The sequence below is a fragment of the Bradyrhizobium sp. BR 10289 genome (genome assembly GCF_019455385.1).
GTDB lineage: Bacteria > Pseudomonadota > Alphaproteobacteria > Rhizobiales > Xanthobacteraceae > Bradyrhizobium.
In genome coordinates this window covers 310,734-336,476 of record NZ_JACOFR010000001.1, presented here as the reverse complement: position 1 = coordinate 336,476, position 25,743 = coordinate 310,734, and the positions used below count along the sequence as shown (strand labels likewise).

Sequence of the window (25,743 nt, the reverse complement as noted above, 5' to 3'; positions counted from 1 at the left end):
GCCACTCAAGCCGAAATCCTGTCAGGAGGTTTCAAACCATGTTCAAGGTGTCCGACAAGCCGACCTTCACGCACGCGGTGAAAGTCATCACGCCCAGCGATGAGGGGCACAGCGAAGACGAGTTGAAGACGACCTTCAACTTCCTGCCGAGCGACGAGCTCGCGGCCTTCGACCTCACGACGGCGGATGGAACGACCGACTTCCTCAAGGCGATCGTCGTCGCGTTCCACGACCTGGTTGCCGACAACGGCGCGCCGCTGGCCTACAGCGAGGCGCTTCGCGACAGGATGCTGCGCCGTTCCGACGTTCGCAAGGCGTTGGGCAACCACTACCTCGAAGCCATCGCGAAGGTCCCCGAGGGAAACTGATATGGGCTGCCAGGCGCTGGGCGAGAAGCGCTCGCGATCAGGCAGCCCGGCAGGAGATGGACCGCGATGTGCAAGCCGCGATCGAGGGCGCGCGCCACGCCGGCTTCGACGCCGACTCGCTCGCGGAGCTGCGCGAGACCATCGCGGCAAGCGAGCCTCCGCCGGCGGGCGACGGCGAGTTCACGCATCTGTGGTCCGGCAATCTGGCAATCGTCGACGCCTTCCTCCGTGTCTCCTCGCAATGGCGCGTGGTCGCTTGCAGCGCGGGCGGCGCGATCATGCCGGTCGGCGGCATGATCAGCCCGACCGTCGCGATCTATATCTCGCTCGACTATGCGGCGGTGCGCGCGGGGCTCGACGCGGAGGGCATCACTGTCACGCCGGAACTGTGGCGCGGCATACGCATCATGGAATCGGCGGCTGCTGCGATGCTGAATGAGGCCGGCTGATGCGCGTCTCGCTCGTCATCGATGGCGATGCGTCCGGCGCCAAGAAAGCGGCGCAGGATGCCTCGTCGGCCGTCAAGGGTCTGGGCACCGCCGCCAACGACGCGAAGGCCGCCACGGCCGCCGCCGGCGCCGCCAACGACAATCTGGCCAAGAGCCATGCCGGCCTCTCAACCCAGGCGATGGCGGCGCAGCACTCGATCCGCAGCTTCGCCGAGGCGATGGCGTCGGGGCAGCCGCTCTCGATGGCGCTGGGCCAGCAGCTCAACCACCTCTCGTTCGCCGCGTCCGGGCCCGGCGGGCTCTCCGGCGCGTTCAAGGAAGCGTCAGGCGCGCTGCTCGGCATGATCTCGCCGACGACGGCCGTGATCGGCGGCTTGGTTGCGGTTGCCGCCGGCGCCGCTCTCACCGCGCGCGCTGTCATCAACGATGCAAAAGCGCTCGACGACCTGGCCCGGTCGACCGATCAGCCCATCAGCAAGCTTCACGCGCTTCAGCAAGCGATGTCCTTCAAGGGTATCAGTAGCGCGGACTTCAACTCCGGCATCACTGAGTTCGCCGACAAGGTGTTCGAAGCTCAACGCCATGCCGGAACCTTGAATGGCCTGATGCTTGCCAACGGCAAGAGCGCGAAAGACTTTTCCGGCTATCTTTCGACTGTGGCAGACCTGGTCGCGCACTCGACCAGCGACATCCAGAAGCAGAAGATCCTTCGGGACGCGGGACTTCCGAGCGACGCGGCCTGGGTCCGCTTCATGGAACAAGGCAGCGCCGGCATCAAGGCGGCCACCGACAACACGGTGAAGTTCAACGAAGCAGCGGAGCTGAACCTCATCCGCAAGGCTCGTGAGTTCGACGACGCCTGGGATACCTCGACCACTCGCTTCAAGCAGAACTTCAAGAGCGCCGTCCTCGACGGCGTGAGCCTCTTCGACACCCTTCAAGCGAAGGTCCGCGATTTTGGCAACGCATCGTTCTGGACGAAGCTTACTAACTTTACCGGCAGTCTCGGCCTCAATTCCGATCCGAAGAGCCTGGGCATCACGCCCGTTCAGTCGACCTTCAGCGATCGCTTCGGCACCTTCGATCGACCTCTGAGCGGCAACGCGCTCCCCCGGGCGCTGAATGATAGAGCGGGCGTTAAGGACCCGGAAACACGCGATGAGGTCGTCGCCAGAAATCAGCGAACGCTGCAAAGCATTCAATTGCTCGGACAACTCGCTACCGTCGACGACCAGGTCAAAGCGAAGGAGCTTGAGCTACAGAACGCGCGGCTCAATGACATTCCGATCACACAGCGCCAGCAAAGAGCGATTCTCGATCTGGTTCGCGCACAGGCCGAGATGGCTCGCATCCAGCAGCAAGCGAGTCTTGGTGTGTTCGACCTCGCCAAAGCGCAGCAGGCGGCGAACGATCAGATCAGGGCGGCGATCGGAGCCAAGCTTCTCGATCCCACCGCCACGAAACAAATGGCCGCCGCGCAGACCGCGCTGGCGAAGTCACTCGAAGATACGGCGGATGCGGCGCGCGTCGCCGGCGCCGCGCTGCCGCAGTTTCAACAGGCGCTGAACGAGGCCGGTAGCGCGCGCAAGCAGCTTGATTCTCTCGCCGTCGAAGGAATGAGCGTCAACCGCAGCTTCTTCACCGACATCGGCCAGAGCCTGCGCAGCGGCAATGGATGGTGGAGCTCGTTCGCCAATGCCGGTCTCAACGCTCTCGGCCGTCTCTCCGACAAGATGATCCAGATGGCCGCGGACAAGCTGTTCCTCAATGCGTTCGGCGGCTCTTCGAGCGGCGGCGGATTGCTAGGTGCGCTCGGCGGCCTGTTCGGCATCGGCGGCACCGGCACCGTCGAGAATGGCGGCATCGTGCTCGGCGGTCCGAACGGGCCAGGCGTCTTCGCCGCCGCCGGCGGCGGCACGTTCGGTCCGGGCTGGGGCATCGTCGGCGAGGAAGGGCCGGAGATCATGAAGGTGCATGCCGGCGGCGTGACCGTGTTTCCGCACCAGGTCTCGAAACCCTATCTGCCGGGCTTCGCCCGCGGGGGAACGCTGAACACGACCGGCGATGTACGCGCGCTTCCGGCGCCGTCCGCATCAGGCGCTTCGGCCAGCGGCCTCAAGGTCGGCATCGGCGTGACCTTCGACAGCAGCGGCGAATTCAAAGCCTATGTGAAGGACGTTTCGATGCAGTCGGCCTCGGACACGCTCGGCGGCTATGTCGGCAGCCAGCAATTTGTCGACCATGTCGGAGACGCCGCAACGCTGGCCAGAGCGCAGAGGAAGTTCTGATGGCCATCACCTTTCCGCGCTCGGATATCCTCACACTCGTCGGCTTCGAGGCGCCGTTCACCTTCGAGCCGGTGTCGCAGCAGGAGCAGAGCCGTCTGGCGAGCGGCATCACGATCGGCAAGGATCTCGGCCCGGCGCTCTGGTTCGCGACCTACACCACCGAAGAGCTGCACAACGACGTCATGGTCGACTACCAGGCCGTGCTTGCATCGCTCGACGGCATCATCAATCCGTTCGAAGGATGGGACCTGCGGCGGCCGGCGCCGCGTCTTTACCCGGACGGCACCGGCGCGGCCAATGGCGTGCTCGCGGCCGTCAACGCCAACAACAAGGCGGTGTCGCTGTCCGGCCTCAATGCCGGCCAGGTGATCTCGCGCGGCGACTATCTGTCGTTCGACTACACCGGCGGCCGCGCGCTGCACCAGGCGATGGAGACGGTGACGGCGAGCGGCGGCGGCGTCTCGCCGCAATTCGAGGTGCGGCCGCATCTGCGGGCCGGTTGGACGCTCTCGACGGCCGTCAATCTGAAGGCGCCGCGCGGGATCTTCACGCTGATGCCCGGCTCGGTGGTGCCGACCCAGACGCGCGGCAAATACGGCCGGCTCACCTTCAAGACCGGGCAGGCCCTGCTATGACCCTGTCGCTCTCGGCTGAGAACTTCGCGGCGCTGCAGGCGCGCCGGCTCTACAAACGCGACTTCATCTGGTTCGTGGTGCGGGACCGCAGCACCGGCAATCCCGTCACCGACGGCTATTGGTCCGATGTCGGCAATCTCGATGCCCAAGTGATCGACCCCGACAGCGGCGCGACCGTGACGCGGACCTTCGCCGGCGCCGGCGGGCTGATTTCGATCTCTGATATTCCGCGGGTCTCGAACCTCACGGTGCAAACCATCACGGTGAAGCTGGCGCAGGTCGCCGACCGCGTGAACAATCTGGTGCGCGGCTACGACTGCAAGCAGGGCAAGGTGCAGATCTTCTGCGGCCTGTTCAATCTCGATACTCATAACATGATCGCGCCCGCGTTCCCGCGCTTTGCCGGCACGATCGACCAGGCGCCGATCACCACGCCGCCGGCGGGACAGACTGGCGACGTCACGCTGACCTGCACAGGCAACACCGCGGAGCTGACCCGCTCCAATCCGGATACGCGGTCGGATGCTTCGCAGCGCCTGCGCAGCGCCACAGACAATTTCTACCAGGACACGGCTGTCGTCTCCGAGTGGCAGCAATATTGGGGCAAGCAGAGCGGGCCGATCGACCTGGTCTCGATCGCCAAGAGCGCGGGGTTCTTCAGATGATCCGCAGCGCAACCAGGTCCGACACGGCGCGCGCGATCGAGCTGCTACGCGACTCCCGCCTGGCTGCCGGATTTGACGGCACCGGCAAGAGCGGCTTCGCGTTTCCGTTCGTTGCGTCCTATGCCGAGCGTCTGTTCGTTCGGCATCTGGAGATGATGAACGGCTGCGCGCTCGTCCATGACGTCTCTGGCGTGGCCGAGGGCCTTCTGCTCGCGGTCGCTTACGAACATCCCTACGGTCCGGTGTGGCTGGCGAGCGAGACGGTTTGGTGGATCGACCCGGCGCACCGCGGCCGATCGGCGTTTGCCATGCTCGACGCCTATGAGGCCTGGGCCAGCGGAAAGGGGTGCAGTTTTGTCGGCATGGCCGGCATGGACGACGACCCGATCATCGCCCGGCTCTACGAGCGCCGTGGCTATCGTCACGCCGAAACGCACTTCTTGAAGGCGGTTTGAAATGGCAATTTTCACAGCCATCGCCGCTGCGATCGGACTGACCGGATTTGCCGCAACCGCGTTCGTGACGGTCGCATCGCTGGCAACGTCGTTTGCGCTGTCCTATGCCGTGAAGGCGCTCGCTGGCAAGCCGCAGCAAAGCACCGATAGCTTCGGCGTGCAGGGCCAGCTCCAGGGCGGCGGCGCGGTGCCGCGCTCGTTCGGTCTCGGTTTCCACGCCACCGCCGGCTCGCTCGTCTACGCGAACTTCTTCGGCCAGGGCTACGACACGCCGAACGCGCTGCAGTGCTGGGTAATCGCGGTCTCCGATTTGCCGGAGAAGCTGAAGGGCTTCCACGTCAATGGACAGCAGATCACGCTGCCGGCCGGCGCCGCGGACTATCAGACAGTCGGCTCCGGCAGCATGGGCTACGCCGTTCCGGAATATATCCGGCCGCACAATGGCGAAGGCGCGCCGACGCCGCATCTCTGGCTCAAGTACTATGACGGCACGCAGACCGCGGCGGACGCCTACCTGGTCGCGTCGATGGCCGCGACGGCGCGGCCTTATCAGGATACGCGCGTCGGCAAGGGCGTGTCCTACTTCATCGCGATCGCCTTCAACGACGAGAACCTTTGGAACGGCTTTCCGACCTTCAAGGCGGAGCTGTCGGGCATCGCGCTCTATGACCCATCGAAGGATTCCACGGTCGGAGGCAGCGGACCGCATCGCTATGCCGACCCCTCGACATGGGGCGGCGACGGCGACAATTTTCCGGCGGTGCAGGCCTATGCCGTGTTGCGTGGCATTTCCTATGCCGGCGTCTGGCTCTACGGCTTGCAGAACACTGCAGCTGCGCGCCTGCCCATCACCAACTGGATCACGCAGATCGAGAAGTGCCGCTTCACGGTCGAGGGTGACGCCGGGCCGGAGCCGACCTATCGCACGGGCCTTCAGGTCAATGTCGATGCGCAGCCGGTTAACCTGCTCGAAGCGTTGATGACAGGCTGCCAGGGCAAGATCTCCGAGGTCGGCGGCTTCTATAAATGCCATCTCGGCGCGCCCGACAGCGTGAGCTTCAGCTTCACCGACGGCGACATCCTCTCGACCGAGAGCCAGACCTTCCGGCCGTTCTTCGCGCTGTCCGACAGCGTCAACGGCATCCAGGCGACGTATCCCGATCCGGCGCAGGGTTGGAACACCGCGACGGCGCCGGCCTATTACCGCACCGATCTCGAGGTGAAGGATGGCAACCGCCGCCTGATGGCGAGTCCGGCCTTCGACGCCGTGCCTTATCCCGAACAGGTGCAGCGGCTGCAAAAGTCGGCGATCGAGGTAGGCCAGCGGGCGCGCGGGCATACCGTCACGCTTGGGCCCGCGTTCTGGCTCGTCGAGCCTGGCGACGTCGGCGCGTGGACCAGCGTGCGCAACGGCTACAGCGCCAAGCAATTCCAGGTCGATGCCGGCACCGACAAGGCCAATCTCGATGCGGTGCTCGTGATCACCGAGGTCGATCCGTCCGACTATGACTGGGATCGCGACCATGATCTAAGGCCGGTCGAGCCCGGCACCCTGATCTCGAACCCGCCGCCGGCGCAGGGCGTGACCAACTGGGACGCCGAGCCCTACACGTTGGTGGATTCCGGCGGCGTCGGACGCCGGCCTGCGATCCTGATCAGTTGGGATGTCCAGCCGGGCGTGAGCGATATCGCCTTCGAGATCAAGCTGGCTTCCGATGGATCGGCGGTCACGCATGGTCGAGTCGGAACAAGGTTCTCGGCTGGAAACCGAATTCTCACCGAAGGTCTGCTGCCGGCGACCACCTACCAGGTGCGCGGGCAATATATACCGTCCTCGCCGCGCGACATGCTGTGGTCGGGCTGGGTCAATGTGACGACGCCCGATGTCAAGCTGACCCTGGCGGATGTTGACGCGGCCATTCATGCCGCGGTGACCACGCTGCACGGCCAGGACGACGACAAGCTCAATATGCTCCGCAACACCATGATGGCAATTCAGGCCATGCTGGGTGCGCAGAGTTACACGCTGACAAAGGAGGTGCGCAGCGAGCTGTCTCTGGGGCTCGGCAACGCCAACGCCTACATTTCGCAGGTCCAGACGGTGTCGGTGGCCACCGACGCCGCGCTGGCGTCGGACATCGAAGATATCGTGGTCAACGTCGCGGCCAACACAGCTAGCATCGCGTTCAACGCGAGTGCGATCGCGGATGTGAGTGCCAGCCTCTCGTCCTACCAGTTCACCAACAATGCCGCTGTTGGCTCGCTCAACGCCTCGGTCTCATCTCACTCCATCGCCATCGCGACGCTGAACGGCATCGTCGGCGGTAGCTGGGGTGTCGACATCACGGTCGGCGGCGTCATCAGGGGTGCCGTGCGGCTTGATGCGGGAGCTAGCTTCTCGGCCTTCACGGTGCAGGCCGACAAATTCCAGTTTCAACTGCCGGGCTATAACGGCGGATCGCCCGTAGCCGCGCTCACCGTGGGCACACTCGCAGGGTCGCCCGCGTTCGGCTTTAGCGGCAACATGTATCTCGACGGCACGCTCAATGCGCGCGCGATCGTTGCGGGATCCATCACGGCTGTGAAGATCGGGGCCGGTGAGCTGACCTCGGACAGTGGCGTTTTCGGTGCACTGAGCGTCAAGAGCCTGAGCATTGCCGACAACGCCGTCACCGTGCCCGTGGCGCAGGCCCTGGCGTCGAACGTATCAGGCAATGGGACCAGCGTCAGCTTTTTCAGCTTCGACCTGTCGATCGACACCACGGGCCTGTCAGGAAAGACGATCCCGGTTTTCGTGGATCTGAATGCGCAGTGGGTCAGCACGGCCACCTCTGGCACCCAGTCAAGCACGTTCTGGATCAACGTCAACGGCGTCACCCAGACGAACATCACGGCCTCGATCAACGCGTCAGGTCTGGTGCTGGTGCCGCTGTCCTGCATCTTCAACATCACGGGCAACGGCAGCACGATCACGATTCCCATCGCCTGCTACTTCAGCGGCAGCGGTCTCACCTACATGCAGGCCGGCAGCACCATTTTTGCGGAGGCGGTGAAGCGATGAACATTCATTATGTCGACGACGCAGATGCGGCCGCGGCCGTGACGATACCAGCGCCGACGCGCGGCCAGATCATATTGTTTGGCTTCGGATCGGACGATGATGGCGGCTCTGACGAGAGTCATTTCCCCGGCTGCAAGGTCGCATTCATCGATAACCAATATATCGATCCGAGGACGCAAAGGTTTGACCCGCAGACCGGACGCGTCGTGGCGAAGGATAGGCCCGACCCGCCGCCCGACAGGATGTGGGACGTGCGCGCGACCATCCGGATGGAGCTCGAAGCGTCCGACAAGTTCGTCAATGTCGAGGACTTTCGCGTCGGCGAGACCGACCGTGCCGCGTGGATCGCTTACCGGGCGGCGCTGCGAGATGCGTCGAAAGGCCGAGCGGACTGGGGCGACGTGCTGGCCGCCATTCCGAACCGACCTGATGGCTCCGACCCTGCGTCGCGTCTTCGGTTGCAACTGATCGCCGACCGCGCCAATGAGGCTTCCGCATGACCGCTCTCAATAGCTACACCACCGGCACCGTTTCTGTCGCGGCCGATGGCACAGCCGTCACCGGCACCGGCACGGCGTGGTCGAGCACGGCCAATGCCCGGCCGGGCGACCGTTTCCAGAGCGGGCATAACAGCGCGCTGATCGTCGACGTCATCGACGACACCCATCTCACCATCACGCCCTGGCCCGGCGCGACCTTGAGCGGCTCGGCTTACGCGATCTGGCTGGACGCCAATCAGCGCGTGGTCGGCGACAGCCTGGTCGGCGCCTATGCGGCCGATGCCCTGATCAAGACCGTGCAGGCGCTCAACAGCGCTACGCGCTATATCGAGGTCGATCCGTCCCTGACCTCGCCTGATCCCTCGCTCGGCAAGGATGGGCAATATGCCGTGCAGCTCACGACCCGCAAATACTGGCTGAAGAGCGCGGGTGCGTGGGTGTTTCAGGGCCAGCCGGGGATCGGCGATGCGGTGCTGGCGAATGCCAACCACTTCACCAACACCACGGCATCGACGAGCACAAGCACTGGCGCAATAGTCATCGACGGCGGCCTTGGTGTTGCGGGTGCGATCAATGGATCAACAATCTCTCTAGGGGCTCACGTCAAAGCGTTTGGGTACATCTGGGCCGGCGTCGCACCCACTTCAATCGCAAACGGTGACATGTCGGCGTCGCGATCGTCGACGACGGGCGCGCTGTTTCTCGGCTCGGACGCTTCGACCTATCTTTTCAACGATGGTTCGTTGCTAAATCTGGTCGGACGAGATGTGAAAGTCACCAGTTCAACGGCGGCGACGAGTACGACGACGGGCGCTTTACGAGTCTCCGGCGGCATCGGTGTCGGCGGCGGCATCTTCGCCGGAGACGTGATCCACGGCCCGGCGATCGCGATCAGTTCCGCGCAGCCCGGCGGCATCGTTGGTGACTTCCGCAACAGCAATGGCGGCTCCGGCGATTATGGTGTTCGCATTTCGGCCGGAAGCGGTTCGAGCGGCACGCTTTTGATTTTCTACGATGGCAGCCAGTCGACCGTTCAGGGCTCGATCACACACGGGTCCGGCTCGACGGTGTACGGCACCTCATCTGACGTTCGCGGCAAGCCGAACCGCGAGCGTCTGTCGCTCGACCTCGCGCGCACCGTTGTCGATGGGCTCGAAATCTACGATTTCGACAAGGACGGCAACGCGATCCGCGGCTTTGGCGTGATCGCGCAACAGGCTTATGGCGTACACAAGTCGCTGGCGAGCCCCGGGCGCACGCCGGACGAATGGTGGACGGCTGAGAAAGCCGCAGCGGTGCCGTTCCTCGTCGCCAACATGCAGCAGATCAACGCGCGCCTCGATGCGATCGAAGCGCGTTTCGCGGCCTAGCAAAGGAGGGGATTCTTCAATGGCTATCACCCAAGGCACAGAAACCATCGCCGTCACCACGCAAGAGCGCACCTGGCGCGTCAACATCGAGACGCCGATCGGCGTCGACCCGACCGTGACCGTGTACCGCGAGACGGTGCGCACTGCTGCCGACGGCACGCTGATCTCGCGCGATGGCGGCGTGCCCGTGACGCGGCGCCTCTCGGAGGTTGCCGCCAAGAGTTACAGCATTGGCGGCAAGACCCTGACCGGCGCCGAGATCGCCGGCCTGATCGCATCCGTCGCCGATACCTGGCGTCAGGAAGACATCGCCGCGGAAGCGGCAAAGCAGCAAGCTCAACAGCCGTAGAAGGAGAAACCCAATGGCAACCGCAACCCTGCTCGACGCCGACGCCCGCATCAAGCTCACCATCGGCTCGCAGTTCTGCGACCTGCAGATCCTCCAGGACAAGGTCGCAGCGCTGGAGGCCCAGCTCGCCGCCAAGGACGCCGAGCTGGCCACCCTCAAGGCGCCCCAGTCGGCCGCCCCCGACGGGGGTTCAAAGGCGGTTTAAAGGGGCGGCTGGAACCGGCTTCAAGGACGGTTCCGTGGGGGGTGGCATTTGAAGCTGCGCGAGGTGACATTTGAAATTGCGCGCTACACCAGGACCACACGATTTAGCCGTACGCGAGACCGCACCTGTCGTTGGCGCGATGGTTTTCGCTCACGGTTGCCCGCCCTGCGAACCTTCCGCACCGGTGCGACCCACGTCCACCGCCCCCCAGCCCGCGTTCGTGACGATCGCGATACGCCCTCTTCCTTGGACCGGGTTGACGCGACATCTACGCCATTTCCGAATTTCGGTAAAGTAGAATATTTTTAACGGGACCGATTGACCGGCCGGTTGGGTGTTTTGCCCGTCGGGTAACGCAAGGTCTTGTAGCCCGGGGGCTACTAGACTAAAGTTTGGCCTCGGCAAAAATGCCCGAGATCCAGTCGAGGAAGACGCGCAGGCGCAGCGCGAGCTGGCGGTTCTGCGGATAGAGCGCGCAGAGCGGCGTCGGCGACGGCGGATAATCGGCGAGCACCTCGACCAGCGCGCCGCTGGCGAGATCGTCGGCAAAGCGATAGCGCGGTGCCTGCGCGAGGCCGAAGCCGAGCCGCGCGAGATCGGCCATGGTGTCGGAATTGTTGACGCGCACCCGGCTCGGCAGCGCGACATGGCGCAGTTCGCCAGCGACCGAGAATTCCAGCGGCAATACATCGCCGGTACGCGAGGAGATAAAGGCGACCATCTGATGGCCGTCGAGCGCGTCCGGCGCCATAGGCATGCCGTGGCTGGCGACATAGGCCGGGCTCGCGACCGTGATTTCTTCGATAGTGCCGAGCCGGCGCAGGATCATCCCGCTGTCCTCCGGCTCGCCCGATCGGATCACGCAGTCGATGCCCTCGCGCACCAGATCGACCAGCCGGTCGCCCTGCCCGATCTGCAGATCGAGCTGCGGATAGCGCGCCAGGAAGTCCGGCAGGTGCGGCAGGATGAAGGTGCGGGTCAGCAGCGGGTGTGCGTCGATGCGCAGGAGACCGCGCGGCCGTGCATCGCGCATCGCGGTTTCCGCTTCCTCGACTTCGGCGAGGATGGCGAGGCAGCGACGGTAATAGTCCTCGCCGTCGAGCGTCGGGGTGACATGGCGCGTGGTCCGTTCCAGCAGGCGCGCGCCGAGCCGCGCCTCGAGCCCGCGCAACACCTCGCTCGCCGTCGAGCGGGGAATGCCGAGGTCGGCCGCCGCCGCCGTAAAACTCTGCCGTTCGACGAGGCGGACGAACAGGCGCATGGCGTCAAATCGGTCCATGGGCGATTGTTCACCACAGCCGACAAGTGATGGCAAGCCTGTTGGGATTATACGGCCACGGCGATCAGCTATCTCTCGGTCAGACCAAATCCGAGGAGACCTGTCATGACCAACCCATCCCAGCGCACGGCCATCGTGACCGGCGGCTCTCGCGGCATTGGCGCTGCGATCGCCCGCCGGCTGGCGCAGGACGGCATCGCCGTTGCGATCAACTATGCCAGCGGCCGCGATGCCGCCGAGGCGCTCGTGGCCGAGATCAAGGCGGCGGGCGGACGCGCCGTCGCCGTGCAGGCCGACCTTGCCGATCCGGCAACGCCGGCCCGACTGTTCGACGCGGCCGAGCAGGCCTTCGGCGGCGTCGACATCCTCGTCAACAATGCCGGCGTGATGGAGCTCGGCCCGCTCGCCGAGATGACCGACGAAGCCTTCGCACGGCAGACTTCGATCAACCTCGACAGCGTGTTCCGGTCCTTGCGCGAAGCCGCGCGGCGGCTGCGCGATGACGGCCGCATCGTCAACTTCTCCTCCAGCGTCGTCGGCCTCTATCAGCCCGGCTATGGCGTCTACGCCGCGACCAAGGCCGCGGTGGAAGCCATGACGCACGTCCTCGCCAAGGAGCTCGGCAGCCGGCGCATCACCGTCAATGCGGTGGCGCCCGGCCCGGTCGAGACGCGGCTGTTCCTCGACGGCAAGAGCGAGCAGCAAGTGCGTGCGATCGCCGCCATGAATCCGTTCGGCCGCCTCGGCCAACCCGCCGACATCGCAGGTGTCGTCGCCTTCCTCGCCGGCCGCGACGGCGGCTGGATCAACGGCCAGATCATCCGCGCCAATGGCGGCGTGGTCTGACGCATCACACGGAGAGAACCATCATGCCTTTTGCCAACATCAAGATTCCGCAAGCCGCGCTGTCGCGGAGCCAGAAGGCCGAGATCGTGCATCGCATCACCGCGCTGTTCGTCGATTATTTCGGCGAAGCGGCGCGGCCGCATACGATGGTGCTGATCGAGGAAGTCGCCGATGGCGGCTATGCCCGCGCCGACGAGGTGTTCGTCGTCCCCGACGCATATCGCGCCAAGGACGCCGTCACCTGACTTTGAGCGACAGCCACATTCACGGGTTGCCTCACATCCCGTCAGCTACTTGCCGAGGATCTCCGCGGCGGCGCGATCCAGGATCGCAGCGATGCGGCGCGCCTCGGCAGCATCGCCGCCGTACCTGGAGCGCAGCGCGCGCTTGAGGTTGTGGCGGGCGCGGTGCAGTTCGTCGGAGGCATCCGCATCGAGATCGCTGACGCCGGCAAAGGCCTCGCGCACCTCGTCCATGCGGCGGCCGATCCGCGACAGCGCCTGCAGGATCGCATCCGCCGTCGCGCGGTTCTCGGCGAGATAGGCTTCGCCCTGCGGCGTGATACTGTAGAGCTTGCGGCCCCCATCCTGCGCGACGCTGCTGTGGCCGACTTCTTCGAGATAGGTCAGCGCCGGATAGATCACGCCGGGGCTCGGCGTGTAGAAGCCGTCGGAGCGCTCCTCGATGGTCTTGATCAGCTCATAGCCATGCGCCGGCTTTTCCGCGAGCAGCGCCAGGATCACGAGCTGGAGGTCCTGCGAGGACAGCCGCCGAGCGCCGGGAAAGTCACCGCCCGGACCGCCGCCGAAGAAGCCATGTCCGCCGCGGCCAAAACGATGCCGCCCGCCGTGCCGGCCCATCGCGAAATGAGCGAAGTGCCCGAAATGGAAGTCCCTGTGGTCTCGTCCGTGTTTCATATCGTAAGCCCTGTTGTAAAACATATCTTACGATATAGTTTGCGATAGTCCGGCGGCAACCCACAAATCCGTGATTGGGCCCGGGAGATCGGGTCCCGGCGGCCTTCGGGCGGAAACCCGGCTCTATTCGGCGGCTTCGCTGTGGGGGACGTCCTGCTCGACCTCGAGCTGAAGGATGTCGTTGAAGCGGTTGAAGGCGCCGCAAAGCGCAATGCGCCAAGTCAGCTCGACGATCTGCGCTTCCGAGAAATGCGCGCGCAGCCGCGCGAAGATCTCGTCGCGGGTCTTGTTCCAGTTGTTGGTGACGGCGATGGAATATTCGACGACGAGCTTGTCGAGCTCATTGAGCTCGGGATGGTCCTTGTAGTCGAGCAAGCGCGCGGCGCCCGCCTCTGACACGCCCTGCACCGCCAGTTTCGGCGCGTGATGCGAAACGCAATAGTCGCATTTGTTGAGCAGGGAGACTGTCACCAGCGCCAGCTCGAGATGACGCTTCGACACATTGCCGTCCTGGGCGAGATCGACCAGCAGCGACCACATGTGCTTGAAGATCGGCAGACGGTGCGCCATGACACCGGCCTGATTCTCGAACGCGCCGTAGGTCGTCATCTTGTCCCACAGCGGCTTCAATGCGTCCGGCAGATCGTCCCTGGTCTTGATCGAAACGCGCGACATGGCAATTCATCCCTGGTTGGCAGAGGCATGTTGCCATAAAGACGAACCTTACGTCTCGATGGCGATTGCATGGCACCCAAGACATTTGAAGCACGCTGCCTGCGCCTGCCCGCCGCCACCAAGGTGGTGCAGTGGGAGGGCACCTCCGTGTTCAAGGTCGGCGGCAAGATGTTCGCGCTCAGTGGCGGCTTTACCGCAAGCTACATGTTCAAGGTTTCGGACATGGCGTATGGAATGCTGATCGAGCACGGGCTCGCACGGCCGGCGCCCTATCTGGCGCGCGCCAAATGGGTGCAGCTCGTCGGCAACAGCGCGCTGAGCGATGCCGAACTCACCGGCTATCTGGCGCAGGCCCATGCATTGATCGTGGCGAGGCTGACGCGCAAATCGCGCAAGACGCTGGGATTGGAATAGGCAGCATGCGCTGCCTCTCCACAACGTGATGGGATGATCAGCATCCTCCCACTGGTCTTTCGCTGCACTGCAACTAGCTCAAGTAAAAGCCTCTTCGAGATGGAGTTTTTTCCATGAGCAAATCCGGCAGCACCGCAGCAACCAAAACTCACCGCTATGAACTCGTGCACGCCGATGGCGGCGATTTCGTCGCCTATCAGCGCTGTGACGGCGGAAGCTGGCAGACCGTCGCGACGTGGATGATTCCGCGCGCAATCTGCAACTAGATCGGCGCGGATTTCAAAAGTCGACGGCAACCTCGCCGAAATCCGCAAGACGCACGCGGACCGCGTCGCCCTCTTGCGCGAACATCATGCCGGTGCACGAACCGGTCGTGACGATCTGGCCGCGCGAGAGCGGCACGCCTCTGTCGGTACAATGGCGGATCAGCCAGCGCAACATGCGCCAGATGTCGCCTGCCGGATTGCCACCCGTCGTCTGCTTGCCGACGTCACCGCCGATCGAGATGTGCGCCTCGACGCGTCTCAGGTCGATCGATGCGATGTTGACCGCCGCGGCAGGTCCGAGCAGCAGCGCACCATGGCTCTGCAGATCCGCGAGCTTCGCGAGGGCATCGCTGCTGGTCCAGTCCGCGAGGCGCGTCTCCACCACCTCGATGGCGGGATAGGCTGCATCGAACGCTCTTGCCAGTTCGGCCTCGGGCAATGCGATATCGTCAGCCGTGAGCGTGCGCGCGACCCGAAGCGCGACTTCCGCCTCCACCCCGCGCAGCCCTCCCCTCGCCAATCGTGCGCCGGAGGCCAGCAGACCCGACGCTGGCAACGGCGCGCAATTGGGTTCGGCCTCCGCGTTCGGCGCCCCGACCTTCCAGCCGCCGATCGGGCCGATCGCCGCCAGCGTCGCGTCCTGGATCGCATAGGCAGCGGCGCGATCCGACGGCAGAACGTCCCGCCACGAGACCAGCCACCCACCGTTTCGGGCTGCAACCAGCAGGTCCGCCGCTTCACTCGCTTTGCTCAACTCATTCTCCCGTCCTGCGTCCGGGCCTCGACGGCAGACGCTGCCAGAGGCAGGTTCTGCTCGAATTCGCCGCGCAATGCCAGCCTGCCGCTCCAATTGACCCGGTCGCATTATCTGACTAAAGTCAGATAATGCTCGACCCCGTCTCCCGCGTCCGCCGCTTCAACCGTGCCGTCACCTCCGCCGTCGGCGCGCTCGACACTTCGTTCCTCGGGCGCGGGCGGCCGCTTGGGGCCGCGCGCGTGCTCAATGCGATCGGGCACGGGCGCTCGGACGTGGCCGAGATTCGCGATTATCTCGCGCTCGATTCCGGGCTGATGAGCCGCCTGCTGCGCAGCCTTGAGGACGAAGGCCTGATCGAGACCACCGCGCATGCGGACGATGCGCGCCGTCGCGTGGCCAAGCTGACACGCGAGGGCCGGCGCGAATTCGCGGCCTATGAGGCGCTGTCGAACGCACAGGCTGAAAGCTTCCTTGCGCAGCATTCGCAAGCCGATGCGCTGCTGGCGGCGATGGACCTGATCGCCTCGGCGCTGACGCGCGAGCGCGTGGCGCTGAACGAGATGGACCCGCAGAGCGAGGAAGCCCGCTACTGCCTCGGCGAGTACTATGCCGAGCTCGGCCGCCGTTTCAAACAGGGTTTTGACGTTTCACTATCGCGCGATCCCGACGCCAGGGACATGCGCCGTCCGCGCGGCACGTTCATGGTCGCGATATCGGACACGCTGCCGATTGGCTGCGTCGGCTTGAAGGGAACCGATTACGGCTACGCCGAGATCAAGCGCCTGTGGGTCGCGCCCGCTGCACGGGGATTGCGGCTCGGCCGGCGCCTGATGGACGCAGCCGAAGATGCCGCGCGCGGGCTCGGCATCACGCTGCTGCGGCTCGATACCAACAGCGCGTTGCCCGAGGCCGGCCAGCTCTACCGCACCACAGGCTGGCGCGAGATCCCGCGTTTCAACGACGATCCCTACCCGGATCTGTTCTTCGAGAAGCAGCTGTGACGGTCACCTCGTCCGCGTCGGACGCACGACGATCTCCTTGACGTCGACATCATCGGGCTGCTCGATCGCAAAACGCACCGCACGGGCAATTGCGTCCGGCTGGAGCGCGATGGCGCGATAGGTTTTCATGGCCTCCGCCGCGACAGGATCGGTGATCGTGCCTGCCAGCTCGCTCTCGACCACGCCCGGATGGATGCAGGTGACGCGGATGTTATCATGCTCCTGGCGCAGGCCGTCCGAGATTGCCCGCACCGCATATTTCGTCGCGCAGTAGACCGCTGCCGTCGGCGACACGCTCAAGGCGCCGATCGAGGCGATGTTGATCACATGGCCCGAGCCGCGCGCGATCATCTCCGGCAGCACGGCCGCGATGCCGTAGAGCACGCCCTTGATGTTGACGTCGACCATCCGGTCCCACTCGGCGACCTTGAGCGAGGCCATCAGCGACAACGGCATCACGCCGGCATTATTGACGATCACGTCGACCCGGCCCCAGACGCCGCGCGCAGCGTCGGCGAAGGCGGCCACGCTGGCGCGATCGGTGACATCGAGCGGATGCGCGAGCGCCGTTCCGCCCGCCGCGTTCAGCTCGGCCGCGAGATCCTTCAGGCGATCGACACGGCGGGCGCCGAGCAGAACTTTTGCGCCGGCGGCAGCCAGCTCGCGCGCGATGCCGGCGCCGATGCCGCTGGAGGCGCCGGTGATGAGAACGATCTTGTCGATGGGCATGTGAGGTCCTTCGTCGCGTCTGGATCGGTTGCGCGGAAGATGGACCGGAGCCGGTGTCGTGATAAGACGACAATTGCTAACTACCCTGGCCAGCCTGTCTAACCAATGGAACCCGATCTCAACGCCCTCGCCGTCTTCGCGCTGGTCGCTGAAGAACGGAATTTTCGCGCCGCCGCCGATCGTCTCGGCGTGACGCGCTCCGCCGTGAGCCAGACCATCCAGCGGCTGGAAGAAACGCTCGGCATCGCGCTGGTCCAGCGCACGACGCGCAGCGTCAGCCTCACCGAGGCCGGCGAGCGGCTGCATGCGGAGATCGCCCCTGCCATCGCCGACATGCGCGCCGCGCTCGGCAACACCGAGGCGTTGCGCGGGCGGCCGCGCGGACTTTTGCGGCTCGCGGTCTCCTCGATCGCCGAGCACTTTTTGTCAGGTCCGTTTCTCGCGGCCTTTATCGAAGCGAATCCGGAGGTGCAGCTCGACATCACCGTGACCGACGCGGAGTTCGACATTGTCGCCGCCGGCTTTGACGCCGGCGTGCGCCTCGGCGAGGTCATCGAGCAGGACATGATCGCGGTGCCGATCGCCGGCGACGAACGCCAGCTCGCGGTATGCGCACCGTCGTTTCGCGAGCGCTTCGGCGTGCCCGCGCACCCGTCGGAGCTCGCCTCGTTTCGCTGCATCGGCTGGCGTCCGGCGCCGAACGTTACGCCCTATCGCTGGGAGTTTGCGGACGGCGGCAAGGAGTTCAGCGTCGCGGTGGCGCCCGAGATCACCACCAACGACATGGCACTGATGATCAAGCTCGCGATCGCGGGGGCCGGCATCACCTTCGGCATGGAAGCGAGCTTCCGTCCCGCCATCGCGCGGGGCGAGCTGGTGCCAATCCTCGAGCCATATTGCCCCTCCTTCGCCGGCTTCTATCTCTATTATCCGAGCCGCCGCAACGTTGCGCCGAAGCTGCGGGCGCTGATCGAGCATGTGCGGCGCCGCGCGTGAGCAAAAGGAACATGCCTTGACCAGAGACGACCTCACCGGCCTCTACCACAACTACATCGCCTGCCTGAACCGGCAGGATTGGGCGGCGCTGGACCAGTTCGTGCATGATGACGTAGCCCACAATGGGCGGCCGCTCGGGCTGTCAGGCTATCGCGCCATGCTGGAGAAGGATTTTCGCGACATCCCGGATCTGCGGTTCAACATTGAGCTGTTGATCGCCGATCCGCCTCGCATCGGTGCCAGGCTGAAGTTCGACTGTGCGCCGGCCGGGACATTCCTGGGACTCGCCTTGAACGGAAAGCGCGTGTCGTTCTGCGAGAACGTGTTCTACGAACTTCGCGACGGACGAATTTGGCAGGTGTGGTCGGTGATCGACAAGGCGGCGATCGAGGCCCAGCTCTATCGCGCGGAGAACTGAGCCAATTGCGACGTCTTCCGCGACGTCTTGGCGACCGCAGGCGATTGACCGCGCGTCCAAAGCAGGCCCGCGACCGAGGCGATCACCAATGCAGCGCCTGCAAGCATCCATGGCGATGGCGTCTCTGCGAGAAAGGCCCAGCCGAGCAGCACCGCGATGATCGGATTGACGAAGGTGTAGGTCGCGACCAGAGTCGATGGCACCCGCTTGAGCAGCCAGATATAGGCCGAGAATGCGACAACGGTGCCCATCAGCGTCAGATAGGCCCAGCCTGCGACCGAGACGGCCGAGACGTTCGACAGCTGCAGGGCGCCGAATTCTCCGCGGAGGGCACCGGCAACCAGCAGCACGGCACCGCCGGCAAGCAGCTCCAATCCGGACAGCGCGACCGGCGAGAACTTTCCGGAATAGCGCTCCGATATGAATGTTCCGGCCGCCCAGGATAGCGCCGCGCCCAGCAGCAGAAGGACGTCGCTCATGTGCAGCCCGCTGCCGGATGATGCTTCGTGAGACGCGATCAGGGCGACGGCCCGCAATACCGGGAACAAGGAACGCCACAGTCTTCCATGTCGGCCGATCGCGGCCGGGAAAGATGATCTGCAACAGCACAAGCCACAGTGGAATCGTTGCGAGCAGGATCGCGGCGAGGCCTGAAGGGACGCGTTGCTGGGCATCGGCGAGCACGCCGTGACATCCGACGAAGAAGAGCACGCCGCAAATCGCCGCTACAACGCAGATTCTCGGCGGAGGCAAGAATCGGCCTGTTGTGCAGGCGGCGCCATACAGAATCGTTCCGCCGACCAGACAGCGCGCGGCCATCAATGTGAATGGCGGCAGCGATTGCAGCGCAAGCGCCAGTGAGAGATAGGTCGAGCCCCAGACAAGATAGATGGCCGCAAATGCCGCGACGATCGCCAGGTGCGCCCTTGAAAGCTGCATGATGATCTCATAACCTGTTATATGGTTAGAATCACCAACCGGCCGGGTGCGCTTTGGTTTCCAAGCAAACCGACAGTTTTCGCGAAAAAGACGACGGTGACGAGGAACTGGCGATCCGGTTCGTCAACACTGCGGCGTGGCGTCTGCGCGATCCATCCGAGGAACGGCTGATGGACGCCCAGGCGTTGCTGGGATGGCTCGGCGCAAACGGCATCGGCCCCGCGCGCGAGCTGAAACGCATCCGTTCCGCCTGGCAGACCGACGTCACACGCGGCGCGACGGTGTATCGCGAAGCGATCATGCTGCGCGAGGCCATCTATGATATCTTCGTTGCCCGGATCAAACGTCACGCGCCTCCAGGCGAAGCTCTCAAGACCTTCAACAGGATGCTGATGCGGCCAATCTCGGCGGCGGCGCTGGTATGGGATGGCGGCAGCGCCGGATGGGGACTACAGGCGCAGGGCGATGACCTTGATATCCTCAAACCTATCATCATTTCGGCTGCTGCGCTGATGACCGGGCCGCGGGCGCGGCGCGTGAAGCAATGCCAGGACGACCGCGGCTGCGGCTGGCTGTTCGTCGACGAGAGCCGCGCGCAGAACCGGCGCTGGTGCGCGATGGGCGATTGCGGAAATCGCGCCAAGGCGCACCGGCATTATCAGCGAATACAAGGCAAGGACGGGAGCTGAATAGCCGCGTCCTCACGCCGCGACCGGCGCCGCCTCACCTTGCGGCTTCGCAAACGGCCGGAAATTCATCGCCATCAGGAACGCACCGAGCCCCATGGCCCAGGAGGCGATGTAGAGCCAGGCGTAGCTGGAGAAGGCATCATAGATCAGGCCGCCGGCGAGCGGGCCGGTCGCCATGCCGAGGCTGCCGGCCATCGCGGTGCCGCCGATCACCGTGCCCATCATCTTCAGCGGAAAGTTCTCGCGGATCAGCACGGCATAGAGCGGCATGGTGCCGGCATAGATGAAGCCGAACACGGCGCCGACCGCGTAGAAGGTCGCGAGCTGATGCGCGAAGACATAGGCGAGCGCGCCGAACGCCTGCAACAGGAGGCCCGAGACCAGCACGCGCTTGGCGCCGAAGCGGTCGCCCATCAGGCCGAAGGCGATACGTCCGCCGAGGCCGGCAAAACCCTCGATGCTGTAGATCGTCACCGCCGCAACCAGCGGAATGCCGCAGCTCACGGCATAGGACACGGTGTGGATGATCGGCCCGGAATGGGTGGCGCAGCAGAAGAAGTTGGTCGCAAGCAGGATCAGGAATTGCGGCGAGCGCAGCGCCTCGCTCATCGACATCTCGCCTTGCGCCGTGCTCGCGCCCATCGGCGCAGCCGCGGCCTGCGCGAGCGCGGGCGGACGGCGCACCAGGAACGAGACCGGGATCATGATGGCGGCGACCACCAGCGCGATGATCTGCATCGAGGTGCGCCAGTCGTGGCCGGAGACGAGCCAGGCTGCGAGCGGCGCCATCGTCATCGGCGCCATGCCCATGCCGGCCGACACCAGCGACACCGCAAGGCTGCGATGCGTGTCGAACCAGCCGGTGACCGCCGCCATCATCGGCGCGAAGATCGCGGCACAGGAGGCGCCGGTCAGCAGGCCGAACACGAACTGGAACACGACCAGCGAGGTCGCATGGCTCGCCGCGAACAGGCTGAGCGCCAGCACGATCGATCCCGTCAGCACCACCGGCCGCGGCCCGAATTTGTCGGACAGCGTGCCCCAGGCCATGCTGGTGAAGGCCATCGCCAGGAAGCCGATCGTCATCGCGCTGGAAATGCCTGTTACCGACCAGCCGGTGTCCCTGGCGATCGGCTGCAGGAACACCGGCAGCGAGAACATGCCGCCGATCGCGACGCAGCCGAGCAAGCCGCCGGCGGCGACGATCACCCAGCGATAGGAGGAAGCGTTCATTATGGTCTCCCGAAAGGTCTGTCTGGGTGGAAGACGAATGGGAACCGGGACGGCCGACACAACGATCGTACTTTAATTTTCACGCAATCTCGACCGCACCGGCAGCTCGGTTCCGCGCCCGGCAAACTGGGGCGCCCGCCGGCGCAGCATAATTTCGAGGGAAAGACTTCAGGGAGGATGGCAGCGAAACCATGCCGCGCGCGGGCGATTGCGTTGCCCCCCGAAAGGCAACGGCCATCATATGATCAACCGGTCGGATGCCGTGGCCGTCATCTCAAGTCGGCTCGCGCTCGCCCGACGACCTCACGACATGCTCGGACATCGATATGATGAGCGCGAATTCCGACGGCCGCTTCGTGCACAAGCACAGCGCGCCCTATCCGGACTAGTTCGAGAGGCCCTGCTTGTCGATCCAGTCGCTGACGAGCTTGGCGATGTCGTCGGAGTTGCGGTCCATCATCAGCATGTGGGTGTTGCCCTTGATGCCCATCTTCGGCAGTTCGAACGTGTCGACCTTGCCGCCGGCTGCCGCGACCGCTTGCCCCCATTTGGTCGGGTTGACCATGAGCTTCGACCATACCGGGACCTTGTCGAGGAAGTCGCCCCACACGATCAGGTGCGGCACGCCCCTGAGCCTTGCTGCATCGGCCTTTGCCGGATCCGGCGCCCCCGACGGCTCGATGGTGATCAGCGCCTTCACCTTGTCCGGCGCATTCAGCGCGGCGGTGAAGCCGAAATTGCCGCCCTGGCTGTGAACGATAATGATGCACGGGCACACCTTCTGCACCAGCGCATCATAGGCCGTTTGCGTGGCCGCGTCGTTCGTGGCCCAGCGCGGAATGCCCTGCTTGGCGAACTGGTCGAACGCCTCGATCGGAAACTGCTCGCCATCGAACGCCTCGCGCTTGCCGCCGACCTCGTAAGCAGGCCCGATCCGGAACAGCTCCCACGCCTCCTTCTTGGGCCGGAAGAACGGCTCGCTCTTGAAGATTTCAGGATAGCGCGCCCAGGAGGCGCGGCCGCGCTCGACCGCATCGGAGACGTAGACATCATAGCCGGCATTGAGGAAGAACTGCTGCCAGCCCGGCTTGCCGTCGGGCTTGGTCTCCCATGTCACGCCCGACAATCCGCCGCCGTGCCAGAGCAGCAGCGGCAGTTTCGACTTCGGCGCAGCCTGCTTGACGAACTGGACATACATCTGCTCGACCTCGAACTCGCCGTTCGGATCGACCTTGATCGGCGGCGCGCCGGGCGAGAACACAATCTCCTTCGACGGAAGGCCGCTCAGCGTTTCGGTGTGGCCGCCGACATGGAAGCTGCCGACCTCCTTGACGAGGTAATCGGCCATAGCGGGCGTCGCCGCGGTGATGGTTGCCGCTAGAGCGATTGCAATTGTGCGCATAGAGTTTTCCTCCGCCTTCGACTCTTGTTGTTGGCGGCAAGGTTAGGCCACGCAACGATGCAGGGCAATTGCAAGAGCGCGATCTGCCCCACCGGGCGAGACAACGGAATGATGTTATCATCCCGCCGGCGCCTATCGCCTTATCCCAGCTGAGCCCGCCTGTGCTGGCGCCACTCGCTGACGGCGAGCCAGACCGCCGAGACCAGGAAGTACACCGCGCCAACCGCGGCATAGCCTGTGACGGTCGCGATCGTCGGCGACATCGGCGTCGTGGCTTGAAAGACGAAGAAGCCGCCGGCCAGCGCCGACTGGCCGCCGCTGAGCACCATCGCCCATTGCGCGCCAAAACTCTTCCAGCGCCGGATGGCAGTCCCGAGCTGAAGCAGGCCTGACATGATGGCCCAGGTGCCGAACACGCCGAGCACCGCGTTCATGCTTGTCTGCAAGGCGATGAGGACCGCGATCGTGGTCACAAGGCTCACGATGACGTTCAGCGCCTGCGTGCGGTTTTGATTGAGCCCGCCGCTGCGCGACGCATCCACGAAATTGGCCGCAGCATCCCACGCCGGATAGAGCACGAGCAATGCGCCGGCAATCGCCGCAGAGGACGCGCCAGCGGCAAGGGCGGCGACGACCCAGGCGACGGAGAAAGCCGCCCGGATGAAGTAATACTGCTTCAGCCATCGCTCGCGATCGACACGAACGAGATCCAATTGATGATTTGCCATTATCGTGTTCCTTTACCTTCTAGTTGGTAGTTTCGCGCTCGCAGTGAACCTCCCGCGCCCACAATGCGCCTGTGGGCGTGTCGTGATCGTCTCGCCGATATGCTTCAGTGCCTGGTAGACAGCCGATCCACGAGCGGGGTGGTGATCACACCGAACATCTTGGGATCGCCATAGGCGCGCGCCGACAGCATCGCGCCGTGAATGGTCGCCATGACTCCTTCAGCCTCGACCTTCGCCGGACCTGAGAGATGCAGCCTCCCCTTCCGTTTTCCCCGCTCCAGCACCGATGTCAGCCAGGACGCCAGGAAGCGGAAGTGTGCGCGGACCTCGAGCGCGACTTCCTCGGGGAGGATAGGAAGCTCGCTGGCCAGCAGCGCACAGACGCAGAACGGCGCCGTCGCATCCGTAATGCACGTCTCCCAATATCCGACGTAACTCTTGAGCTGGTCGCGCGGGTCGGGGATGTTGCGCTCCAACGCCGCTAGCCCCGCCTCCGCCTCCGCGCGATAGCGCGACACGAGGGTGCGAACCAGATCGACCTTGCTGGCGAAATGGTGATGGATGCTCGGCTTGCGGATGCCGACCACGTCAGCGATGTCCGCGTAGCTGAAGCCATTGTAGCCGCCCGCGATGATCAGGCTACGTGCGCAGGCCAAGATGTCGTCGGCAGTCGAGGAGACGTTGGTCATGGACGTTGAATTACCTTCTAGTAGGTAGGCCGTCAACAATGGGATGCTTCAACCATCCGTGAGTGGTAGGAGCCTCAAATGACCATTCGCCCGATCGTCCGCTATCCCGACCGCCGGCTCGCAAGCCCGGCCCGCCCCGTCACCGTCTTCGACGACGCCTTGCGCGAGCTCGCAGCCGACCTGCTCGAGACCATGCGCGCCGCGCCCGGCATCGGTATCACGGCGCCGCATGTCGGCGTGCCCTTGCGTGTCGTCGTGCTGGAACTCGACGCCAAGGCGGGGCCGCAGACCTACGTCAATCCCGAGATCGAATGGGCCTCGCCCGAAATGATCCTGCATCGCGAGGGCAGCGTCTCGATGCCCGGCGTCAATGACGAGGTGCAGCGGCATGCGCGCGTGCGGATCGGCTATCGGGATCTCGACGGCAATTTGCAAAGCGAGGAATCCGACGGCTTGCGCGCCGTCTGCCACCAGCACGAAATCGACCAGCTCGACGGGATGTTCTGGATCCAGCGGCTGTCGCGACTGAAGCGCGAGCGACTGGTGAAGAGGTTCGAGAAGATGGGACGGAATTCGTAGGCGGGTTAGCGCGGCGTAATCCACCCACGCGCTTCACACCGCAAATGCGCGCATGAGGTTCGGCGTCGACCAGGTCGCGACACCTGTACCGGCGAAATCGCGATCGGAGGTCCAGACGTCGGCATCGACGCTCCAGGCCAGCGCCAGCACGTGCGCATCGCGCTCCGACCCGTTGCGGCTCGGCACGGCGTCGCGAAGCGTCTCTTCGCATCGGCCGAGTATTGGTGCCAGCGCGGCAACAGGAATGATTGTCAGCAATTCCGCCAAAGCGTCGAGCACCTCGATCAGCTCCGGACGCTGCAATCCGAGCGTGATACGCCGACGCGCTTCCTGGACCACACGGTCGGTCGTTACCAGAATTGCACTTTCTGCTGCCTTGAGGAGTGCACCGGAACTGCGGCCTCGCACTGCGGCGATCAGAATGGCTGCATCGATGACGATCGTCGTTGACGGCCGTCTCATGTCTTCGACTGGGCTGTCAGAGCCTTCACGGCCGAGACCGACCAATCCACCGGATCAACGTCGCCGAATTCAGCCAGTGCCGCATCGTCCGCGGCCGCGTCACGCTTTTTCGCAAGTCGCTCAGCGCGCGCCAACACCGCAGCGAGCCGATCCGGATCCGCTGCCTTGAGAGGGATGAGCAACCCGACCGTCCGCTCGCCAGACTTGACTGGAGTCGGACCGGGCAACGCGCCGATTGCGTCGCCCGAAATCTTCTGGAGGTCGCGGATGCTAATGTGGCTCATGACGAATTACATACACCCATATGTAATTCTCAGCAAGTTCGCCGAACGCATTCGGCCTACCCGCCCGCCATCACACCTTGGCCGACCGACTTCAC

At 64.6% G+C, this 25,743-nt stretch carries 32 protein-coding genes and 2 pseudogenes; 21 read left to right on the top strand and 13 right to left on the bottom strand.

Features of this window, described 5'->3' with window-relative positions; all coding sequences use genetic code 11:
- The first annotated feature begins 38 nt into the window (after positions 1-38).
- The 11 genes from HYH08_RS01645 (at position 39) to HYH08_RS01595 (ending at position 10,345) form a co-directional block, all read left to right on the top strand.
- On the top strand, positions 39-368 hold the full coding sequence (locus HYH08_RS01645) for a hypothetical protein (protein WP_220007990.1): 330 nt from the start codon (positions 39-41) through the stop codon (positions 366-368).
- 56 nt (positions 369-424) lie between these two features.
- Positions 425-817 (top strand): DUF1799 domain-containing protein, encoded by a 393-nt coding sequence (locus HYH08_RS01640; protein WP_220007989.1) that lies wholly within the window; start codon positions 425-427, stop codon positions 815-817.
- Positions 817-3,105 carry a hypothetical protein gene (locus HYH08_RS01635; RefSeq protein ID WP_220007988.1) on the top strand — a complete coding sequence of 763 codons (2,289 nt, stop codon included), beginning with the start codon at positions 817-819 and terminating at the stop codon, positions 3,103-3,105. Before HYH08_RS01640 ends, HYH08_RS01635 begins: the two co-directional genes overlap by 1 nt.
- A complete protein-coding gene (locus HYH08_RS01630) occupies positions 3,105-3,740 on the top strand; it encodes a hypothetical protein (RefSeq protein ID WP_220007987.1) in 636 nt (211 codons plus the stop codon). The genes HYH08_RS01635 and HYH08_RS01630 overlap by 1 nt, the downstream gene beginning before the upstream one ends.
- On the top strand, positions 3,737-4,405 hold the full coding sequence (locus tag HYH08_RS01625; protein ID WP_220007986.1) for a hypothetical protein: 669 nt from the start codon (positions 3,737-3,739) through the stop codon (positions 4,403-4,405). The genes HYH08_RS01630 and HYH08_RS01625 overlap by 4 nt, the downstream gene beginning before the upstream one ends.
- The gene (locus HYH08_RS01620) at positions 4,402-4,860 is read left to right on the top strand and encodes a GNAT family N-acetyltransferase (protein WP_220007985.1); all 459 of its coding nucleotides are present in this window, start codon (positions 4,402-4,404) and stop codon (positions 4,858-4,860) included. Before HYH08_RS01625 ends, HYH08_RS01620 begins: the two co-directional genes overlap by 4 nt.
- A 1-nt stretch (position 4,861) precedes the next feature.
- Positions 4,862-7,921, top strand: a complete 3,060-nt coding sequence (locus HYH08_RS01615) for a phage tail protein (protein ID WP_220007984.1) — start codon at positions 4,862-4,864, stop codon at positions 7,919-7,921.
- Between the two features lie 74 nt (positions 7,922-7,995).
- Positions 7,996-8,421, top strand: coding sequence for a phage tail assembly chaperone (locus tag HYH08_RS01610; protein WP_220007983.1), 426 nt, complete (start codon positions 7,996-7,998; stop codon positions 8,419-8,421).
- Positions 8,418-9,791 carry a hypothetical protein gene (locus HYH08_RS01605; protein ID WP_220007982.1) on the top strand — a complete coding sequence of 458 codons (1,374 nt, stop codon included), beginning with the start codon at positions 8,418-8,420 and terminating at the stop codon, positions 9,789-9,791. Before HYH08_RS01610 ends, HYH08_RS01605 begins: the two co-directional genes overlap by 4 nt.
- 19 nt (positions 9,792-9,810) lie before the next feature.
- On the top strand, positions 9,811-10,140 hold the full coding sequence (locus tag HYH08_RS01600; RefSeq protein ID WP_220007981.1) for a hypothetical protein: 330 nt from the start codon (positions 9,811-9,813) through the stop codon (positions 10,138-10,140).
- 13 nt (positions 10,141-10,153) lie between these two features.
- The gene (locus tag HYH08_RS01595; protein ID WP_220007980.1) at positions 10,154-10,345 is read left to right on the top strand and encodes a hypothetical protein; all 192 of its coding nucleotides are present in this window, start codon (positions 10,154-10,156) and stop codon (positions 10,343-10,345) included.
- A gap of 385 nt (positions 10,346-10,730) precedes the next feature.
- Here HYH08_RS01595 and HYH08_RS01590 read toward each other — a convergent pair whose 3' ends face one another.
- Positions 10,731-11,624, bottom strand: coding sequence for a LysR family transcriptional regulator (locus tag HYH08_RS01590; protein WP_220007979.1), 894 nt, complete (start codon positions 11,622-11,624; stop codon positions 10,731-10,733).
- Between the two features lie 105 nt (positions 11,625-11,729).
- On the opposite strand from HYH08_RS01590, the gene HYH08_RS01585 reads away from it, so the two are divergent.
- Positions 11,730-12,470 carry an SDR family oxidoreductase gene (locus HYH08_RS01585; RefSeq protein WP_220007978.1) on the top strand — a complete coding sequence of 247 codons (741 nt, stop codon included), beginning with the start codon at positions 11,730-11,732 and terminating at the stop codon, positions 12,468-12,470.
- A 23-nt stretch (positions 12,471-12,493) separates the two neighbouring features.
- Positions 12,494-12,715 carry a tautomerase family protein gene (locus HYH08_RS01580; protein WP_220007977.1) on the top strand — a complete coding sequence of 74 codons (222 nt, stop codon included), beginning with the start codon at positions 12,494-12,496 and terminating at the stop codon, positions 12,713-12,715.
- A gap of 45 nt (positions 12,716-12,760) precedes the next feature.
- Here the strand turns inward: HYH08_RS01580 and HYH08_RS01575 are convergent, their stop codons facing one another.
- Both HYH08_RS01575 and HYH08_RS01570 read right to left on the bottom strand, forming a co-directional pair.
- Entirely contained in the window at positions 12,761-13,387 is a 627-nt protein-coding gene (locus HYH08_RS01575; RefSeq protein WP_220007976.1) for a PadR family transcriptional regulator, read from the bottom strand.
- Between the two features lie 123 nt (positions 13,388-13,510).
- On the bottom strand, positions 13,511-14,062 hold the full coding sequence (locus HYH08_RS01570) for a carboxymuconolactone decarboxylase family protein (RefSeq protein WP_220007975.1): 552 nt from the start codon (positions 14,060-14,062) through the stop codon (positions 13,511-13,513).
- A gap of 69 nt (positions 14,063-14,131) precedes the next feature.
- Here HYH08_RS01570 and HYH08_RS01565 point away from each other — a divergent pair, with 69 nt between their 5' ends.
- Positions 14,132-14,476 carry an MmcQ/YjbR family DNA-binding protein gene (locus HYH08_RS01565; RefSeq protein WP_220007974.1) on the top strand — a complete coding sequence of 115 codons (345 nt, stop codon included), beginning with the start codon at positions 14,132-14,134 and terminating at the stop codon, positions 14,474-14,476.
- Between the two features lie 113 nt (positions 14,477-14,589).
- Entirely contained in the window at positions 14,590-14,742 is a 153-nt protein-coding gene (locus tag HYH08_RS01560) for a hypothetical protein (RefSeq protein WP_220007973.1), read from the top strand.
- A 13-nt stretch (positions 14,743-14,755) separates the two neighbouring features.
- On the opposite strand, the gene HYH08_RS01555 is transcribed toward HYH08_RS01560, so the two are convergent.
- The gene (locus HYH08_RS01555; RefSeq protein ID WP_228747458.1) at positions 14,756-15,496 is read right to left on the bottom strand and encodes a 2-keto-4-pentenoate hydratase; all 741 of its coding nucleotides are present in this window, start codon (positions 15,494-15,496) and stop codon (positions 14,756-14,758) included.
- A 131-nt stretch (positions 15,497-15,627) separates the two neighbouring features.
- Here HYH08_RS01555 and HYH08_RS01550 point away from each other — a divergent pair, with 131 nt between their 5' ends.
- Positions 15,628-16,500, top strand: coding sequence for a bifunctional helix-turn-helix transcriptional regulator/GNAT family N-acetyltransferase (locus HYH08_RS01550; RefSeq protein WP_220007971.1), 873 nt, complete (start codon positions 15,628-15,630; stop codon positions 16,498-16,500).
- A 3-nt stretch (positions 16,501-16,503) separates the two neighbouring features.
- On the opposite strand, the gene HYH08_RS01545 is transcribed toward HYH08_RS01550, so the two are convergent.
- Positions 16,504-17,229 carry an SDR family oxidoreductase gene (locus tag HYH08_RS01545; RefSeq protein WP_220007970.1) on the bottom strand — a complete coding sequence of 242 codons (726 nt, stop codon included), beginning with the start codon at positions 17,227-17,229 and terminating at the stop codon, positions 16,504-16,506.
- Between the two features lie 105 nt (positions 17,230-17,334).
- On the opposite strand from HYH08_RS01545, the gene HYH08_RS01540 reads away from it, so the two are divergent.
- Entirely contained in the window at positions 17,335-18,225 is an 891-nt protein-coding gene (locus HYH08_RS01540) for a LysR family transcriptional regulator (RefSeq protein WP_220007969.1), read from the top strand.
- A gap of 16 nt (positions 18,226-18,241) precedes the next feature.
- Positions 18,242-18,643, top strand: a complete 402-nt coding sequence (locus HYH08_RS01535; protein ID WP_220007968.1) for an ester cyclase — start codon at positions 18,242-18,244, stop codon at positions 18,641-18,643.
- Here HYH08_RS01535 and HYH08_RS37345 read toward each other — a convergent pair.
- Together HYH08_RS37345 and HYH08_RS37340 are read right to left on the bottom strand one after the other, a co-directional pair.
- Positions 18,625-19,122 carry a DMT family transporter gene (locus HYH08_RS37345; RefSeq protein ID WP_228747457.1) on the bottom strand — a complete coding sequence of 166 codons (498 nt, stop codon included), beginning with the start codon at positions 19,120-19,122 and terminating at the stop codon, positions 18,625-18,627. The genes HYH08_RS01535 and HYH08_RS37345 overlap by 19 nt on opposite strands.
- A 109-nt stretch (positions 19,123-19,231) precedes the next feature.
- Positions 19,232-19,582: pseudogene (locus HYH08_RS37340) on the bottom strand (EamA family transporter); the annotation flags it as partial.
- A 53-nt stretch (positions 19,583-19,635) separates the two neighbouring features.
- Between HYH08_RS37340 and HYH08_RS01525 the strand changes: the two are divergent.
- Positions 19,636-20,271, top strand: coding sequence for a CGNR zinc finger domain-containing protein (locus HYH08_RS01525; RefSeq protein WP_228747456.1), 636 nt, complete (start codon positions 19,636-19,638; stop codon positions 20,269-20,271).
- A 12-nt stretch (positions 20,272-20,283) separates the two neighbouring features.
- Here the strand turns inward: HYH08_RS01525 and HYH08_RS01520 are convergent, their stop codons facing one another.
- A complete protein-coding gene (locus tag HYH08_RS01520) occupies positions 20,284-21,504 on the bottom strand; it encodes an MFS transporter (RefSeq protein ID WP_220007967.1) in 1,221 nt (406 codons plus the stop codon).
- Positions 21,505-21,677: 173 nt separating this feature from the next.
- Here HYH08_RS01520 and HYH08_RS37335 point away from each other — a divergent pair.
- Positions 21,678-21,893 (top strand): annotated as a pseudogene (locus HYH08_RS37335) (cupin domain-containing protein); the annotation flags it as partial.
- Here HYH08_RS37335 and HYH08_RS01515 read toward each other — a convergent pair.
- The 3 genes from HYH08_RS01515 to HYH08_RS01505 form a co-directional block, all read right to left on the bottom strand.
- Positions 21,890-22,906 carry an alpha/beta hydrolase gene (locus HYH08_RS01515; protein WP_220007966.1) on the bottom strand — a complete coding sequence of 339 codons (1,017 nt, stop codon included), beginning with the start codon at positions 22,904-22,906 and terminating at the stop codon, positions 21,890-21,892. The pseudogene HYH08_RS37335 and the gene HYH08_RS01515 overlap by 4 nt on opposite strands.
- Positions 22,907-23,046: 140 nt before the next feature.
- Positions 23,047-23,634, bottom strand: a complete 588-nt coding sequence (locus HYH08_RS01510; RefSeq protein ID WP_220007965.1) for a DUF308 domain-containing protein — start codon at positions 23,632-23,634, stop codon at positions 23,047-23,049.
- Between the two features lie 104 nt (positions 23,635-23,738).
- A complete protein-coding gene (locus tag HYH08_RS01505) occupies positions 23,739-24,323 on the bottom strand; it encodes a TetR/AcrR family transcriptional regulator (RefSeq protein ID WP_220007964.1) in 585 nt (194 codons plus the stop codon).
- A 78-nt stretch (positions 24,324-24,401) separates the two neighbouring features.
- On the opposite strand from HYH08_RS01505, the gene HYH08_RS01500 reads away from it, so the two are divergent.
- Positions 24,402-24,902 carry a peptide deformylase gene (locus HYH08_RS01500; RefSeq protein ID WP_220007963.1) on the top strand — a complete coding sequence of 167 codons (501 nt, stop codon included), beginning with the start codon at positions 24,402-24,404 and terminating at the stop codon, positions 24,900-24,902.
- 33 nt (positions 24,903-24,935) lie between these two features.
- Here the strand turns inward: HYH08_RS01500 and HYH08_RS01495 are convergent, their stop codons facing one another.
- Both HYH08_RS01495 and HYH08_RS01490 read right to left on the bottom strand, forming a co-directional pair.
- The gene (locus tag HYH08_RS01495; protein ID WP_220007962.1) at positions 24,936-25,409 is read right to left on the bottom strand and encodes a PIN domain-containing protein; all 474 of its coding nucleotides are present in this window, start codon (positions 25,407-25,409) and stop codon (positions 24,936-24,938) included.
- Positions 25,361-25,648: a hypothetical protein gene (locus HYH08_RS01490; protein ID WP_220007961.1), complete on the bottom strand. Its 288-nt coding sequence runs from the start codon at positions 25,646-25,648 to the stop codon at positions 25,361-25,363. Before HYH08_RS01490 ends, HYH08_RS01495 begins: the two co-directional genes overlap by 49 nt.
- Between the last annotated feature and the right edge of the window lie 95 nt (positions 25,649-25,743).

Excerpts from the sequence above, each read along its gene's own strand:
- HYH08_RS01645 (WP_220007990.1), top strand. The coding sequence starts at position 39 with ATGTTCAAGGTGTCCGACAAGCCGACCTTCACGCACGCGGTGAAAGTC.
- HYH08_RS01640 (WP_220007989.1), top strand. The coding sequence starts at position 425 with ATGGACCGCGATGTGCAAGCCGCGATCGAGGGCGCGCGCCACGCCGGC.
- HYH08_RS01635 (WP_220007988.1), top strand. The coding sequence starts at position 817 with ATGCGCGTCTCGCTCGTCATCGATGGCGATGCGTCCGGCGCCAAGAAA.
- HYH08_RS01630 (WP_220007987.1), top strand. The coding sequence starts at position 3,105 with ATGGCCATCACCTTTCCGCGCTCGGATATCCTCACACTCGTCGGCTTC.
- HYH08_RS01625 (WP_220007986.1), top strand. The coding sequence starts at position 3,737 with ATGACCCTGTCGCTCTCGGCTGAGAACTTCGCGGCGCTGCAGGCGCGC.
- HYH08_RS01620 (WP_220007985.1), top strand. The coding sequence starts at position 4,402 with ATGATCCGCAGCGCAACCAGGTCCGACACGGCGCGCGCGATCGAGCTG.
- HYH08_RS01615 (WP_220007984.1), top strand. The coding sequence starts at position 4,862 with ATGGCAATTTTCACAGCCATCGCCGCTGCGATCGGACTGACCGGATTT.
- HYH08_RS01605 (WP_220007982.1), top strand. The coding sequence starts at position 8,418 with ATGACCGCTCTCAATAGCTACACCACCGGCACCGTTTCTGTCGCGGCC.
- HYH08_RS01600 (WP_220007981.1), top strand. The coding sequence starts at position 9,811 with ATGGCTATCACCCAAGGCACAGAAACCATCGCCGTCACCACGCAAGAG.
- HYH08_RS01595 (WP_220007980.1), top strand. The coding sequence starts at position 10,154 with ATGGCAACCGCAACCCTGCTCGACGCCGACGCCCGCATCAAGCTCACC.
- HYH08_RS01590 (WP_220007979.1), bottom strand. The coding sequence starts at position 11,624 with ATGGACCGATTTGACGCCATGCGCCTGTTCGTCCGCCTCGTCGAACGG.
- HYH08_RS01585 (WP_220007978.1), top strand. The coding sequence starts at position 11,730 with ATGACCAACCCATCCCAGCGCACGGCCATCGTGACCGGCGGCTCTCGC.
- HYH08_RS01580 (WP_220007977.1), top strand. The coding sequence starts at position 12,494 with ATGCCTTTTGCCAACATCAAGATTCCGCAAGCCGCGCTGTCGCGGAGC.
- HYH08_RS01575 (WP_220007976.1), bottom strand. The coding sequence starts at position 13,387 with ATGAAACACGGACGAGACCACAGGGACTTCCATTTCGGGCACTTCGCT.
- HYH08_RS01570 (WP_220007975.1), bottom strand. The coding sequence starts at position 14,062 with ATGTCGCGCGTTTCGATCAAGACCAGGGACGATCTGCCGGACGCATTG.
- HYH08_RS01565 (WP_220007974.1), top strand. The coding sequence starts at position 14,132 with ATGGCACCCAAGACATTTGAAGCACGCTGCCTGCGCCTGCCCGCCGCC.
- HYH08_RS01560 (WP_220007973.1), top strand. The coding sequence starts at position 14,590 with ATGAGCAAATCCGGCAGCACCGCAGCAACCAAAACTCACCGCTATGAA.
- HYH08_RS01550 (WP_220007971.1), top strand. The coding sequence starts at position 15,628 with ATGCTCGACCCCGTCTCCCGCGTCCGCCGCTTCAACCGTGCCGTCACC.
- HYH08_RS01545 (WP_220007970.1), bottom strand. The coding sequence starts at position 17,229 with ATGCCCATCGACAAGATCGTTCTCATCACCGGCGCCTCCAGCGGCATC.
- HYH08_RS01540 (WP_220007969.1), top strand. The coding sequence starts at position 17,335 with ATGGAACCCGATCTCAACGCCCTCGCCGTCTTCGCGCTGGTCGCTGAA.
- HYH08_RS37345 (WP_228747457.1), bottom strand. The coding sequence starts at position 19,122 with ATGAGCGACGTCCTTCTGCTGCTGGGCGCGGCGCTATCCTGGGCGGCC.
- HYH08_RS01520 (WP_220007967.1), bottom strand. The coding sequence starts at position 21,504 with ATGAACGCTTCCTCCTATCGCTGGGTGATCGTCGCCGCCGGCGGCTTG.
- HYH08_RS01515 (WP_220007966.1), bottom strand. The coding sequence starts at position 22,906 with ATGCGCACAATTGCAATCGCTCTAGCGGCAACCATCACCGCGGCGACG.
- HYH08_RS01510 (WP_220007965.1), bottom strand. The coding sequence starts at position 23,634 with ATGGCAAATCATCAATTGGATCTCGTTCGTGTCGATCGCGAGCGATGG.
- HYH08_RS01505 (WP_220007964.1), bottom strand. The coding sequence starts at position 24,323 with ATGACCAACGTCTCCTCGACTGCCGACGACATCTTGGCCTGCGCACGT.
- HYH08_RS01500 (WP_220007963.1), top strand. The coding sequence starts at position 24,402 with ATGACCATTCGCCCGATCGTCCGCTATCCCGACCGCCGGCTCGCAAGC.
- HYH08_RS01490 (WP_220007961.1), bottom strand. The coding sequence starts at position 25,648 with ATGAGCCACATTAGCATCCGCGACCTCCAGAAGATTTCGGGCGACGCA.